At 39.9% G+C, this 15087-nt stretch carries 9 protein-coding genes; 6 read left to right on the top strand and 3 right to left on the bottom strand.

Annotation, left to right across the window (positions count from 1 at the left end):
• Positions 1-7: 7 nt before the first annotated feature.
• Positions 8-3727: a UvrD-helicase domain-containing protein gene (locus H2677_RS13855; RefSeq protein WP_212638771.1), complete on the bottom strand. Its 3720-nt coding sequence runs from the start codon at positions 3725-3727 to the stop codon at positions 8-10.
• A 3-nt stretch (positions 3728-3730) separates the two neighbouring features.
• Positions 3731-7372, bottom strand: coding sequence for an exodeoxyribonuclease V subunit gamma (locus tag H2677_RS13860; RefSeq protein WP_212638772.1), 3642 nt, complete (start codon positions 7370-7372; stop codon positions 3731-3733).
• Positions 7373-7555: 183 nt separating this feature from the next.
• Here H2677_RS13860 and H2677_RS13865 point away from each other — a divergent pair, with 183 nt between their 5' ends.
• The gene (locus H2677_RS13865; RefSeq protein ID WP_004916789.1) at positions 7556-8062 is read left to right on the top strand and encodes a hypothetical protein; all 507 of its coding nucleotides are present in this window, start codon (positions 7556-7558) and stop codon (positions 8060-8062) included.
• A gap of 21 nt (positions 8063-8083) precedes the next feature.
• On the opposite strand, the gene pap is transcribed toward H2677_RS13865, so the two are convergent.
• A complete protein-coding gene (pap, locus tag H2677_RS13870) occupies positions 8084-9502 on the bottom strand; it encodes a polyphosphate:AMP phosphotransferase (protein ID WP_212638773.1) in 1419 nt (472 codons plus the stop codon).
• 204 nt (positions 9503-9706) lie between these two features.
• Here pap and H2677_RS13875 point away from each other — a divergent pair, with 204 nt between their 5' ends.
• The 5 genes from H2677_RS13875 (at position 9707) to H2677_RS13895 (ending at position 15085) form a co-directional block, all read left to right on the top strand.
• Complete coding sequence (locus H2677_RS13875; RefSeq protein WP_168154542.1) at positions 9707-10414, top strand: FFLEELY motif protein; 708 nt, start codon at positions 9707-9709, stop codon at positions 10412-10414.
• Positions 10415-10607: 193 nt separating this feature from the next.
• Positions 10608-11552 carry a bifunctional demethylmenaquinone methyltransferase/2-methoxy-6-polyprenyl-1,4-benzoquinol methylase UbiE gene (gene ubiE, locus H2677_RS13880; RefSeq protein ID WP_004916798.1) on the top strand — a complete coding sequence of 315 codons (945 nt, stop codon included), beginning with the start codon at positions 10608-10610 and terminating at the stop codon, positions 11550-11552.
• 10 nt (positions 11553-11562) lie between these two features.
• Positions 11563-12231: a ubiquinone biosynthesis accessory factor UbiJ gene (locus H2677_RS13885; RefSeq protein WP_004958639.1), complete on the top strand. Its 669-nt coding sequence runs from the start codon at positions 11563-11565 to the stop codon at positions 12229-12231.
• 12 nt (positions 12232-12243) lie between these two features.
• Positions 12244-13863, top strand: a complete 1620-nt coding sequence (locus H2677_RS13890; RefSeq protein ID WP_004916803.1) for an ABC1 kinase family protein — start codon at positions 12244-12246, stop codon at positions 13861-13863.
• 166 nt (positions 13864-14029) lie between these two features.
• Positions 14030-15085: an SMI1/KNR4 family protein gene (locus H2677_RS13895; RefSeq protein ID WP_212638774.1), complete on the top strand. Its 1056-nt coding sequence runs from the start codon at positions 14030-14032 to the stop codon at positions 15083-15085.
• Positions 15086-15087 lie beyond the last annotated feature (2 nt).

The raw sequence follows: 15087 nt of genomic DNA on the forward strand, positions 1-15087 counted from the left end.
ACTTTATCTACATTATTTTCTGATTTTTATCCTCAGAAAAATATCCCAGTATTGCATCTAATCGTAAAATAAACTCATCATTTGGCTTCCAATAAAAGTAGCCTTGCCGAGCTTGCCCATTCATACCACGCAAATACAGATAAGATGCGCCACCTAGATGTTCTGCAATATTATAATTTTGCAGTTTAACGCGAAGATAGCGATGCAAAGCGACTAAATATAACCCTGCCTGAAGCCAATAACTGGACAATGACATACTGTCAGCAATCTGTTCAGCACCATAATCTGATTGATCTGCACCTAAATAATTACTTTTATAATCGGCAATATGGTAGCGCTGACCATCAAAATAAACCAAGTCAATAGAACCATTTAGATAACGTGCTGATTTCGCTTCCAATAGTTCAGGCATATAAATGTCATATTCTTCAAACAACTGCTGTATGCGTTGAATTGCTAATACACGATCAGATAAAGACAGATAAAATGGACATTCCGATAGATACTGTCCTGCTATTAACTGCTTTAACTGAAACTCACCATTCAGAGGTGTAGCCAAAACATCTTGTAGCCATTCCGCAATCCATTGATATAACAGCTGCTCAGCTTGTGGCTGTTCTGGAAACTGCTGTTGATATAAGCTAAAAAGATCAGACCATAAACTTTGATAAGTATTCTTAAAACGGCGACGAATTTCTTCGACCCAAGTATCAGGTTGTTGAAAATCAATCAGCTCAAAAATCTCATGTAAGAAATTACCTGCCAAAGCACCCTTTGGAAAATTTTGTTTAATCCATGCGATTGGCTGCGAAACAGGTCTTTCATCAATGATGATTTGTGTGAGCTCTAATTCATCTTCAGCCTGTTGTAGATTCTGATCCATATTTGCCAAGCGATCCATACGATTGGCTTTATGTTTTAAATGTTGTGCCAAATAACTAAAGCTGGTTTTGCCGCGTGCATAAAAACGTTGTGTTGGTAAAGGCTGTGCAGCAAGTGTCAAATCTTGAGAGATCTTTGCGGCACGAAGAGTTGCTGGACGTTCCTGAAGACTCGCCTCATCCGCACTATAGATGTGCTGAAAAACCTCAGCTTGATTTTTCCAAAAAGCTAAAGCAGATGCTTTGGCTTTATCCCCTTTTTCAGGTTCAAACACAGCATAAACACGATGACTAGCACGCGTTAGTGCGACATACCATAAACGGTTTTGTTCGGCTTGAGCGCGTTGTTGATGCTGATTGATTTCTGTATCTTGAAGAAAATTTTTATCAGCGATCGCAACGACACGTTGTGTTCGGATTTGTCCTGTTTCAGGGAGTTGAATTTCTGTAGTGGAAAAGTTTAAAGCTTCTGATTGATTTGAGGGTGATTTATTTACACCCAATAAAAAGACGATTTTGAACTCCAATCCTTTAGATTGATGAATCGTCATGAGTTGAACACCAGCTTCACTGGATAGTTTATGTTCCAGTTCCCACTCTCGATCACTTGGCGAATTCAGCTGTTTAAGATACCAATGATAGAGATTCTGAGATCCTTGTACATGTTCGCTATGCTGACTCAAAATATCGGTCAAATGACGTAAATTTACCACGGCACGTTCATTATCTTTACTTTGAGTGATCACCAATTGCTGCCAAATCTCGAATTGATTTAGACATTGTTGCCACGCCACCAAGAAACCTTGGTTAATCCACATTTCACGAAGATCATCAAAGGATTGCATGTACTCACTTAACCCAATTGGGCTCTGCTCGAGTACCAACAAGCGGTTGAGATCAAATCCAAATAAACGGCTAAGTAAGGCTCGTTTCAACTTAGCCTCATCAAAGGGATGAAGTAGAGCGGTCAATAAGGCTGCCACATCTTGTGCGATAGGCGAGTCAAATACGCTGCGTTTTGATGGACGATTGACACGAATTCCCAAATGCTGCAATGCCTGTTGTACTTCGTCTAGTTCTCTGTGACTACGTGAAAGTACAGCAATATCATCTTCGTCAATTGCTTTCCGAGTTTCACCTTGAAGATACAGTTGATTTAAGTGTGCTTGATTGAGCAAACTTTGAATTTTCCATGCGACCTGAGTCGCTTGTTCTTTTGAGTCTGCGAGCTGTAACCAGCGTAAAGGGGCAGGATTAATTTGATGATCATCTATCAAGGCAGGATGTGGTCGCTCTCCTGCTTGAATCGAGTCATAGATCACTTGCTCGCCAAAATCTATTTGTCGTTGAAATAAAGCATCCACCACTTCGACCAGTTCTTTCACTGATCGATGGTTATGAATCAATTTATATTCGCGTCCCTGTTTTGCCATAATATCTTGATAGGCATTCAGAAAGGTCAGCATGTCCCCGCCACGGAACCCATAAATCGCCTGTTTACGGTCCCCAACCATAATCATGCAGCCCTTTTTATAACGCTGTGGATGCCGCCAAATACTCGCCAACATATCATCCTGATCTTGGTTTGTGTCCTGAAACTCATCTACCAAAATAAGCGGATATCGGGCTTGTACAAAGACTGCAAAACGTTGCCCCTGCTCACCCTTTAAAGCATCTGACAAGGTTTTAATTTGCTGAGCAAAAGTGGTCTCACCCTTTTGTTGTAATATTTGTGGCAAACGTTTTTTAACCTCAACACATAAATAAGCTTTTAAATAAACTTGTAATTGTTCGAATTGTTGTTGAGTCTGCTGCAGAGATTGAAGTAATCGTTGTAGTTGTAAAAGGGTTGGATGTTGATAAAAACCTTCTGAAATATCAGCCGGACATTTCTTAAATATTTTCTGCTCATTGAGCTTATCTAAAAATTTAAATGCGGCATCACGTTGACTGGAAAAATAAGCATCAAAAACTTGTAAATTCTCCGTCTCAATAAGTGTTTTTAATAGTTGAGGCAGAGACTCACTGAACAGTTTATTAAATGCATGATTACGAAAAGAAGTTCCATTGATATGTGAATAATGTGCACCATCCAAATTAAAATATTCAGCCAAGCAATTAAGTTCAATTTGTTTCGCTTGTTGCCGCCATTGTTGCAGTTGAGCCCATTCAATCTCAGGAAAATTCGGCAACTTAAATTGTGCTGAACTAAAATTTAGTGAACTTTCGACCATACCAATAAAGTAATCGACATTCTTTAATCCGCCTAGCATGTAAAGTGTATCAATCAACGGTTGGGGCTGGGCTTGAATCCATTCACGCAGTACATCGTGGATCAATTGACGGGTATAAGCTTTTGCATCTTCCGTAATTTGCGCGCGTTCGATCTTGCCACTTTCAAAAGCGAATTCTCGTAATAATTTCTGGCTAAAACTATCTAATGTGCCAACAAACAACTCATCTAACTGATCTATTACTAGCTTTAACCGTTCACAAGCATAAGCAATACGCGGTGCAAAATTTTGTAGAACATGTTGTTTTAATGGATCATTTTCTTGCAAGGCAAACTGATAAATATCCGCTTCCAATACATTTCGAAATGGTTCTAAAAACTGTTGAACCTCAACTAAACGCGCGCGTATCCGCGTTTTTAACTCAGCTGCTGCCGCACGAGTAAATGTTGTTGCAATCACCTGATGTGGCAAATATTTTTCTAAAAATATCCGCACCATGAGACTCGACAAGGTATAGGTCTTACCTGTTCCTGCCGAAGCTTCAATTAAATGTAAACCTTCGAATTGAATATCACGAATCGGTTGGTAAGACACTGGAAATTGTGAATGCATGTCTTACTCCACTCGTAAAAATTCAAAAATCGGTTGATATAAAGCATAAGAATAATGATCACAGGCGAATTGCAACAATGCCGTTGCATCCTGTTCCTGCAAAATGAACTGCCAATCTCGATGCTGTTGATTCGCCTCATCTTGACTGAAATCAACAAAGCCTGTGTTGTAGGTATTTTTCCAGATTTTCAGCAAATCATTTTGGCTCTCTTCAATCAGCGTATGTAGCGCATCCTGTTCAACCCAGTCATATGCTTTCCCTTTTTCCAAAGGTTTTAATAACAATGCCGCAGGCAGCACCACAGGTTGCTGTTGGGCCTGTTGCCAAAGCTTTAACCAATGCTGTAGATAGTGCTTCGCCTGATGTGAACTCAGCCCTTCACAAATCACGGTTTGATCACTAAATACCACCACACGACGTTTTTCAGAGGCCGTCTCTTGATCCAAAATGACAAGCCACAGCAAATACTCAAGCCAAACTTTGGCAAAGCGTTTAGCACGTGCACTCGAAGCATCTAAGCTAATCCAGTCTTGCGCGATGTGTTTGGGCGTAACGCAACTGATCTGAAGTTGTTTCGATACTCGCCAAACACGTTGCGTGGTTTCTGTTGGGGAAGTTGCATAGTCTTGCAAACGTTCTAACAAACGTTGTTGCTCAATACGACTTTGTTGCCATGCGCTGTGTTGCACTTTTCCGACAGGTAACTGATCTTGTAATAAAGCAGGTGCCGTAGCATCAATGTTTTGTTGTAAAAAATGACGAATCGCGTATTTACCTAGACCATCGAGCATCAGAGGTTCAGTCTGATCCACTACTTCTGTAGCACTTAGATTTTCAATACCCAGCGTTTTAAGATACAAACGTGCAGGGAAAATCACGTCCTGAATCCATGAATGAGCATCCAGAATGATCATGTCTTGCTGTTCAAGTGGATAACTTGTATTGACCCAAGCCTGACGTTCACCCTTAACCTGCTGCAACTGGGATGCCACCTTAAACCAATGATCTTGATAGCGTATATGTCTTTGCTCAGCGATAAATCCTAATGGATCAAAAGGTTGTAAGCGATGCAAATGATAAAGTGGATAAAGTTTTGACGGGATTTGCAAAGCTTTATAATCATCCGTGCAAGAAGTTTCTGTATTGGCAAATGAGTCAGCGAGATCAGGCTTTATAATCAGTCCCAAATGATCTCGAAACCCCTGCAATACACTTGATGGCTCACGTACCTCACCATCATTCACATCGAAACCATTATAGAATAGCCAAAGCTGCTCTTGTGCTAGCAAAACTGCATCCAAAAATGCACCTTGATCATCTTCCAGTCGAGAACGATCACCTAATTGCTGACGAAGAGCATCCATTAAATCAAAGGGGATATGACTATCTCGATTAGGGAACTTACCCGTATCTAAATTCAAAAGCACAATCAATCGATAAGGAATCGGTCGAATCTGACCAATTTGGCTAAATGTAATTTGCCCTGTCGGTTCGACTTGTGCAGATTGGCTTTCTAAAGCCCGTTGAATTTCATCAACGATATAAGGCAAAGGCAGTGAAATCTGACGTAATTGAGTTTCAGCATCGTCATAATAGCTCGCCAAAGTCAGCATTCGCTCTTGCTTATGGACAATATCGCGTACTGCTTTTAGGGCAACAATATCAGCTTGTTCAAACTCTTGAATGTCTTCCTTTAGCTTTTTCAACCAAGCTTCTACAGTAAAACTCTGCCCTAACTCATGTGCAATCCACCAATCACGCCGTGCCGATAAATCTTGATAAATTTCAATCAACAAACCTATCAACTCAAAGTCACTTGGCTGAACATCTGCATAACTTAAAGTCTGCTGCACCATCACATGAGCTGGGATGGCAATCCCTAGTGCTAATCGATCTAAAGCAAACTTAAAACTATAGCGATAGTCGTCATCGTTAGCACTTAAGCTTTGCTGTAAATGTGCTGCATCCAAGCCACGCTTGAAGCCTGCATCATTTAACAAAGCTAAAATGCGTTGAGCTTGACTATAATCAAGACCATAACGTTGTTGAGTTGCAGCTAGATTCAACCAATCTGCAAAATCATCCTGAGTAAAACGCCCTTGTGGTAATTGCATCCGACCTAAAACAGCTCGCCATGCATTGAGTGCATCAAGCTGTGCCACTCCAGCAATTTTGACAGGTAAAAACACCTCTTGAGTATGAGCAACCGCAGGGAACACACTGCGAATTAAAGGTTCTAATTCAGTTAGATTAGGCGTTAATACCAATACATCGCTCGGACGGCGTGGTATGTCATCTGCTTCAGATAACCAATGCACCAATTGCTCTTTCAGCACTTCAAGTTGTCTTAAACTGGAATGACACACATGAATCTGAATCGACTGATCATTTTCAGCTAACTGATACTGTTCAGCTTTAGGTTCAGCAAGATAGAAAATATCTGACTGCACTTTACCCAACAAAGTTTCTGGAAAATGATCCACAAAGGCATCGACCCACTTCCCTTCCTCACCTGTTGCCAGTTGTGATAAAAGTGAGAAATGATCTCGAGCTTGTTTACCCAATCGAGTCAATAAAGGGTGACGTGACTCACGTGCCTGCGCATTAAAAAACAAAGTGAATTGTTCAAAAAAGGCCGTTATTTCTGCATCTGTCGCCTTTGGATTCTTAAGAATAAAGCGCTCTTTGACACCAAGATCGTAACGCTGTTTCCACTGCGGATCGACACTGTCTGCCCAATACTCTTGTGACGGGTTGAAATGCAAAATCAACACATCAAGATACTGCCCTAAACGGCGTAAAAACTGTAATTGGCTGGGTGGTAAATCTAATAGTGTAAATATAATGATCTGCTTGGGAAGTTGAGCCAAAGCCTGCGTTCTTGTAACCTCATTGTCTAAAAGTTTCCAAAAGTCGGTATCAATACGCTGCATTTCCACAAAATCCTCATGGAAATAATGCTGCCACAACCAACGCTGCCAAGCCTCTAACTGTTCGATTTGGTTCAAACTAAACGCAGACGTATGTTGATCTGTTGTCGAGATTAACTTTTCAATATCGAGGGCTTGATTACGCCCCCATTTAGACAACCAGTTACTAGCGCAAGTACAATCCTGTACGCAGCCACGTTGGCAACTTCCGCGATAAATCATGTAGTTATTAAAAAGATGGGAGACTTGCTCAGCGACCCAATACAGCATACTTTGCTTTTTTAACTGCTTCTCTGTGCCATCTTGTAATTGGTCGGCACTGTCATAAATACGCCGCACAATCGAATATAAAGGATGATCTTCAAGCAAGCTGATCTGTGCAGACTGAATAAAAGGTTGTAAAGCTTGGTATATACGCCATTTTAAAATCAAACGAGGAATATTGGCTTTACGGACTTGTTCTTTATTTTCGAGCACCTGTTGATAGGCATACCATTGAAAACCACGAATACGCTGGTGAAATTGGTAATTCGCTGACATGCCTTGCTGCTCAGCAATTTTTTGAGTTAGCCATTGTTCTTGAGCAGGGCTAGGAACTATAAAATGCTGCGTTTGAAAAACTTGAAATGGTGACGAACTCGGCTGATTCATCGAGGCCATCACCCCTTGTAATAATACATCTAGGCGCTGACTTTGAATGACATGAATACCCATGTGTTAAAGAAACCTCTTTAATAAATCACCATTCGAATGCACAAATTCGTACACAATCATCACTATACAACTTCAACGAACTATGTCACGTTAATCCAACAATCAAATAAAAAATTTGTTTTGAAATTCATCATTCAATACGATTGAATGTACTATCAAGGGATAGACATTAGGTATAACTTTATGAAAATCGAAAAAATTCCTGATTCAATAGATCCAAGTTTGAACTTGGAGCAAATCCGTGAGGAATGTTTAGAATTAACAAAAAAACGTGCATATTGGTCTGCTGGTGCAGCAATTGTACCGATTCCATTTTTTGACGTTGTTGTCGACTTAGGCATGTTGACGCAAATCATTCCGCATATTAATGCACGCTTTGGTTTAGCCCCTGAACATATTAGTGTTTACGATCCTGAAACCAAAAAAATCCATTGGGACGAATTACGCAAACGTGGTTTTGAGTTCTCTGGTTTCGTTGTCGCACGCACAGCAATGAAAAAGTCTTTTAACGGCTTTTTTACCAAAATTGCCACTAAACAAGTAACCAAATTTATCCCTTTGGGCGGTCAACTGATCGCAGCAAGCCTTGGTTATTTTATGATGCGAAAAATCACTGAAGCACATATCCAAGATTGCTATAACTTGGCAAAACGTATTCAGCAAAAAAGTCGCAGCACGATTGTTGCCTAATTTACCTTATAACTAAGGCGGTTAGTCCGCCTTCAGTTGTTTTAGAATCGCCTTCAACACCTCGATCCTTGCTGTATTTTTATCATCCGTCGCAATCACATACCAAGGCGCATAGTCAGTATTCGTTCGCTCAAACATATCTGCCGCTGCGTTTAAGTAATCGTCCCACTTTTCACGATTTCGCCAATCTTCAGGAGTGATCTTAAAACGTTTATGAGGTGTTTCTTCCCTTTCTTTAAATCGAACCGCCTGTTCATCTTTACTGATCGCAAGCCAAATCTTCACCACTATGGTTTGACTATCGACTAAGCTTTGCTCAAAGCGATTAATCTCATCATAAGCACGTTGCCATTCTACAGTAGTTGCATATTCCTCAATTCTTTCGACTAAAACACGCCCATACCATGTGCGATCAAAAATCGTAATTTTCTCCCCATCATTGAGCTTATTCCAAAATCTCCAAAGATAAGGACGACGTAGCTCATACCGTTCTGGAGCTCCTATCGTATGGATTTCATATTCACGAGGGTCTAGCTTCTTCACAATCCGTTTGATTGCTCCGCCTTTGCCTGCTGCATCCATTCCTTCCAATGCAACAATCACTTTACGGTCATCATATCGAAGTGCATCAGCCACCTTTTTGGTGAGTTTACTAAGCTCATCCTTATACTGATCTTTATCCAAAACTTGTTTGGATGGTTCTAATAACTCGTTTGGAACTTTGGCTTGTTGCCACTTCTCAGTGACTTTAGTTTGATGAACAGGGAGCTCTTGTAAAGTCTGCAAAATATATTGAGCAAAACATTGATCGCGTCGCTCTGCATCTTCACCATCAATCACATACCAGTCATCGGTAAATCGTTGGCTGAGACTCTGCAATGTATCGTATTGTTTTTTATTACGCCAATCTAAGCCATGCAATTTATGCCAATGCTGCTCAGATGCATCGATTTGGTCTAATCGTTTTTGTAATGATTTCCAAGATAAATCAAACCAAACCTTAATGACATGGACATTATTGTTTTGCAAATCATGTTCAAATGATCGCATCTGCTCAACATAAGCATCAAACAGTGTTTCATCCAAAGGCTTCGCAACATGCATCGCAGTAGATAACAAATCACTATACCAATTACCAAACATCACGACGATTTGCCCTTCAGCAGGAATAAACCGAGTATAGGATTGCCAGAATGTTTGATCGGCACTCAACAACTTAGGCGCATCAGCTTTCACTTTAAGATAACGAGGATCAAGCCATTCACGTAATTGCTTAACCGCTTCGCCCTTACCTGCAAGTTCAATTCCGCTGACAAGGATTAATACGCTTTTGGCATTTTTTTTATCTTGGCTATCTTTTAAAGCATATTGAGCCTCGATCAAATCCAAAGAAAGTTCGTCTTCTGATCGTAGTTCAAATGTCGGTTGTTGTGTGCTCATATTTAATTCTAAATGTTTAATTATTAACAATAAGTATAGTTAAATCTGATAAAAAGGCATCAAATCCCGTGTACAGTTTATGTAGATTAGATTCAGTGCATATCTCGACTGACCGATTGTTAAAGATTTTAGGTTTGTGCTGTCATAGTTCTAAGTTATCATCACGCCTATGATTTTAAGGTTTTATTTCTTTTGAGTTCGAACATGTCAAAACTCGCTGCATTTGATCAACTTTTATTACAATACCAAAGCTTAAATTACCATCAAGATCCAGTTCTAGCTCAGCGTTTACATGACGTACAAGCATGGATGAAAGCACGTATTGCTGCCACACACCAAGAGTTTTTTGCCCAACCTGAAAATCAGTTGATGGCACAATACTTTTTAAACCGTTTGTATGGTGGACCAGATTTTGATGCAATGGCACAGCAGATCGAACGTCTATTGAAATATGCACACAAAGCAGAAAGTTTATTGCCAGATAATGCAATTAAAACGGGAACTAAATCGGTTAGCTTAGCTGTCTTAGCAACACGTTTGGATGAGCAAGTTGCTGTACAACTTTTACAAGATTACCCAGCTGACACTGTATTGACTGATGAGATTATGCGTCAAACGCTCATCAAATTGGATCAAGGCGAAGATCGTTATGAGCAATTACATCTTTTGGATGAGTTAGGTGTCGCATTAGATAAATATATGCGTTCAACCATGATGTACGCTGCATTTAAAATGTGTAAAGGCATCGCCAATAAATACCAGTTCGAACGCATGTATGACTTTATCCAAGAAGGTTTTGCAGCGATGAAACCAATGAAATCAGCGGCTAACTTCATCAAAACTTTCACTGAAAAAGAGCGTGAAATTATTGAGAAGGTTCACGCAGGTCACCCAGACCCATTTCGCCCTTAAACATCAGCGTCATCTCTGCTAATTTTTATTGAGAGATGACGCATAAGCATTTTTCGATTTAGAAACTCTTTTTAGTCACTGACTTTCTGTATATTATTCATAACAATTACATGCTAAGCCCTGTAAAAAATTACAAAATCTGTCATCATGCATGTTGATTCGTATCGCTAGAACGAGAGTTTAGGAGAAAACAATGTCTAACGAAAACCAACAGCCTACCCCAGAAGTTGAGCAAAAACCGAGTTCAGACAAAGTCAGTCCATTCCTAAGTTCACCGCTTCCGCAAGGTACACCGCAAGGTCAACAACAATCATTACAACAAGGACTTGCATCTACCCCTACAGGCGGCTCTGTACCAAAATACAACTTACCGCGTGGTGCCAATACGGGCAATGTCGGCGCAACCACACACTTTGGCTATCAGACTGTTAGCAGTGATGAGAAAGCTCAAAAAGTTGCTGAAGTCTTCCATTCAGTTGCGAGTAAATACGACATCATGAATGACTTGATGTCATTTGGTATTCACCGTTTATGGAAACGCTTTGCGATCAATATGTCAGGTGTTCGTCGTGGGCAGCATGTCTTAGATATTGCAGGCGGTACAGGTGATTTAGCGAAAGTCTTTAGCCGTGAAGTCGGTCCTCAAGGGCATGTGGTACTTTCAGATATTAATGAATCCATGTTGAATGTTGGTCGTGATCGTTTGATTGATGCGGGCTGCACCAATGTTGATTTCGTACTTGCCAATGCAGAAACATTAGAACCTTTTGCGGATAATAGTTTTGATTTAGTGACGATCAGTTTTGGTTTACGTAACGTGACTGACAAAGATGCGGCTTTACAAGCGATGTATCGCGTACTTAAGCCAGGTGGTCGTTTATTGGTACTTGAGTTCTCAAAACCTGTTTTTGAACCATTTTCAAAACTCTACGATTTTTACTCATTCACCGCACTTCCGATGATGGGTAAATTGGTGGCGAATGATTCTGAAAGTTATAAATACCTTGCCGAATCAATTCGTATGCACCCAGACCAACGTACACTTAAAGGCATGATGGAAAATGCAGGCTTCCAAAGCTGTGATTACCACAACTTAACAGGTGGTATTGTTGCAGTTCACCGTGGATTCAAACTGTAAGGCTTAAGATATGTGGTCGATTTTAGCACTCGGTGCAGTCGAACGTATCATTCATCATGTGATTGATTTGGATGCGATTACGCGTATCCAACTGAATCAATTACAAGGTCAACTATTACGAGTTGTGATCGATAGTCCACAACTCTCAGTTGATGTTTTCTTTGATGAAAATAAAGTTCGTCTAGAACCCACTGTCACTGGACAGAGTCAAACTCCTTCTATTTTTGAGCAGCGCCCTTTCGATCATCAAAATAAGATCACCGATGCCACTGCAACCTTACATGTAGCAAATGTGGTTGAACTGATTCGACTTTTGCTAAGTGATATGGATCAAATCGGTAATATTCCTTTACAGGGTGATTATCATTTATTGCAAGATATCCAGCGCATCATGCAACAGGCAGAACCTGATCTCGCTGCACATTTATCCCCTTGGATTGGTCCACAACTCGCACATGAGTTAGGAAAAATTCAGCTTGCGCCTCAGCAAATAAAGCGCTCGTTGCAAAGTCATTTGTTCTTTGTCGAAGATACACTTAAAGAAGATAGTGGTTTGTTTGCGCCACGTTGGCAAATGGATGATCTGAATCGAGAAACTCGTCAGCTCAATCAAGAAATTGATCGCTTAGAAGCAAAATTTCAGCAATTAAAATCTCAGTTTAATCCCACACAAGACTAGGTAAAATTCCATATGATTCCGCATATTACACGGTTACTCGAACTCTGGCGTATTGCAGCACATTACCGCCTTGACACCTTGTTTCCTGCGGAAGAGTTACCAGTTAAAGCACGTCATGCATTAAACATCATCAAAATGCATCCTGCTGCGTGGTCAAGTCGTGAGAAAAAGAATCCACTCAAGTTAAAAGAAGCCCTTGAGGATATGGGTCCTTTGGCCATTAAACTTGGGCAATTGCTTTCGACTCGCCGAGATTTGATCCCGCCAGAAGTGTTATCACAATTGGTTTTATTACAAGATCGTGTAAAACCTTATGACACACAATTGGCGAAACAACGCATTCAAGACTCATTAAAAGCAGATATTTCAACACTATTTCTACGTTTTGATGAACAACCTCTTGCGGCTGCATCGATTGCACAAGTTCATACTGCAGCTTTGCACGATGGACGTGAAGTAATCGTTAAAGTCACTCGTCCTGATATTCGCAGTCAAATTTTGCAAGACTTTGAGATTTTGGCATGGTTGGGCGATTGGCTAGAAAACCGTTTAGAAGCTGCGCGTGCACTGCATTTATCTGAAATCATTCAAGATTATCGCCAAATTATCTTAAATGAACTTGATCTAAGTCTAGAAGCAGACAACACTCGCCGCATGCGTCATTACTTTACTGGCTCAAGCATGATGTATGTGCCAGAAGTCTATATGGACAGTAAAGACGTGATGGTCGCAGAACGCATCACTGGTGTTCCAATTTCAGATACCGCAACTTTTGATCGCCTAGGTATGGATCGTGCTGATTTGGCTGAAAAAGGTTTAACGATCTTCTTCACCCAAGTATTCCGTGACAACTTTTTCCACGCTGACATGCATCCTGGTAATGTGTTTGTGGAAACAATTAACCCAAGTAACCCACGCTTTATCGCGTTGGACTGCGCCATTATGGGTGAGTTGTCAAAACATGACCAAATGACCGTAGCGCGTATGTTACTTGCTGTCATGAACAGTAACTTCATGCAACTGATTCAGATCGTACATCAAGCAGGTTGGATTCCACCTGGTACTGACCAAGATGCTTTATCTCGTGAGATGCGCCGCACTGTGGGCCCAATGGTCTCAAAACCAATGGATCAATTAGATTTCGCAGGTATTTTGATTCAAGTCATGGATATTGCGCGTCGATTCCATTTAGAAATCCCACCGCAACTGATGTTGTTGTTGAAAACCTTAGTCCATGTAGAGGGCTTAGGAACTGATCTTTACCCTCAACTTGATATTTGGAAATTGGCAAAACCGATTTTGACTGAATGGGTCAAAGCCAATATGAACCCAGTTAAAAATATCAAAGAAATTGGACAACAAATCCCAGACTTACTTTTGGGTGCTCAGGATTTACCAACTTTACTCATTGATAGTTTGAATGGTTTAAAAAACCAGTCGGCATGGCAAGACAAACAACTGCGCGAAATACAACAAATGCGTTTGCAAATGCAACAGCAACAACGTCGTAGCTGGATGTTTGGCAGCACGATGTTGATTATGTTAACGATCGCAATTATAAGCCCTTGGTTTGTTTCGATCATTCTGATCGTCTTAAGTAGCCTTTTGGCACTGTGGCGGATTGTGAAATAATGCTTAGAAATGGGAATTAAGTATTAATTCAATAATTCCCATTAAGCAGTTCATTTACCTATCATTTGGCCTAAACTCTACAAACATTTTCATAATATTTAGTTTTTTACTTTTTTTTTTACTTAAAAATAAATCAAAATCATCTTTATAAAATAAGGATTTAAATATGCTTAATATTGACTTAAATGATCAAGGTCTTTCAATCAATGGTCAAATTTGGAGTTTCCCAATTTCCATCCAAGCATTTTGTTCTTCATTAGGAACATTTCGTAAAGTTAAAACAGCATATCAGCATAATTATCTTTGGGATGATGAAGGTTTGGTTGCTTATAGCAAAAATGATGATTTTATCGAAAACATAACCCTGCTTTTGAATCCTGAGAAATATGACCATCAACCCAAATCTGCATTTTCTGGTCAAGTTTCTTTTTATAAACACGCCTTGATTGATTATTACAAAGCACATCCTGAACAACGAGTTGCATTATATGTAGGTGATGATAAGCATTCTTTAATTGCCCAAAACGTTTCTGTTTCACTTTATCTTAAAGATCCTTATTCTTTTATCTGTTTTAAATCTTACCAAGCACCAGAAATCCCTCTCCCCTTAAAACTTGATACAGGCTTTGAATATTATTCAACACTTTGGGGAAACTGGCTTTATGCGATTCAATCCTATGTACCAAGCTATAATCGATTTTACAACCTAACTTTTGGTATTCAACAACATGATATAGATGAGCAACAAAGCTTATTTGAAGGCAAATTACCTACAAGTCTCATCAATTTTTATAAAGTACATAATGTGTATTGGGATGCTGTCACTTCTGTTTTTCAGTTCCACGTCAATGGTTGGGGCTACGATCTACTTCCATTCTCAAGACTCTATGAGATATGGGAAAATATTATGGAGTTAAATGAAGACTTTGAGGATATAGACACAACTGATGAAAATTTTGATATAAAAATCAAATGTAAGGGTTATGCGAATCCAAACTGGATTCCATTTGCAGAAGGGCGTAATGGCGATTACTTATTGATTGATTTTGATCCTAGTGAGCATGGCGTTGTTGGGCAGATTATAGAGTTACAAAATGAATCATGGTCCCGAACTATATTTTTTGATTCATTAAAACATTTGATTGAAAGTACCATTCAACAGCTAAATACAGGCAAGGATACACGTTATGAATGGATTCTAAGCCAAAAGGATGATGACTAAAT

The sequence above is a fragment of the Acinetobacter junii genome, from assembly GCF_018336855.1.
GTDB classification, from domain to species: Bacteria; Pseudomonadota; Gammaproteobacteria; order Pseudomonadales; family Moraxellaceae; genus Acinetobacter; species Acinetobacter junii.

Excerpts from the sequence above, each read along its gene's own strand:
- pap (WP_212638773.1), bottom strand. The coding sequence starts at position 9,502 with ATGAGCACACAACAACCGACATTTGAACTACGATCAGAAGACGAACTT.
- H2677_RS13885 (WP_004958639.1), top strand. The coding sequence starts at position 11,563 with ATGTGGTCGATTTTAGCACTCGGTGCAGTCGAACGTATCATTCATCAT.
- H2677_RS13875 (WP_168154542.1), top strand. The coding sequence starts at position 9,707 with ATGTCAAAACTCGCTGCATTTGATCAACTTTTATTACAATACCAAAGC.
- H2677_RS13855 (WP_212638771.1), bottom strand. The coding sequence starts at position 3,727 with ATGCATTCACAATTTCCAGTGTCTTACCAACCGATTCGTGATATTCAA.
- ubiE (WP_004916798.1), top strand. The coding sequence starts at position 10,608 with ATGTCTAACGAAAACCAACAGCCTACCCCAGAAGTTGAGCAAAAACCG.
- H2677_RS13895 (WP_212638774.1), top strand. The coding sequence starts at position 14,030 with ATGCTTAATATTGACTTAAATGATCAAGGTCTTTCAATCAATGGTCAA.
- H2677_RS13865 (WP_004916789.1), top strand. The coding sequence starts at position 7,556 with ATGAAAATCGAAAAAATTCCTGATTCAATAGATCCAAGTTTGAACTTG.
- H2677_RS13860 (WP_212638772.1), bottom strand. The coding sequence starts at position 7,372 with ATGGGTATTCATGTCATTCAAAGTCAGCGCCTAGATGTATTATTACAA.
- H2677_RS13890 (WP_004916803.1), top strand. The coding sequence starts at position 12,244 with ATGATTCCGCATATTACACGGTTACTCGAACTCTGGCGTATTGCAGCA.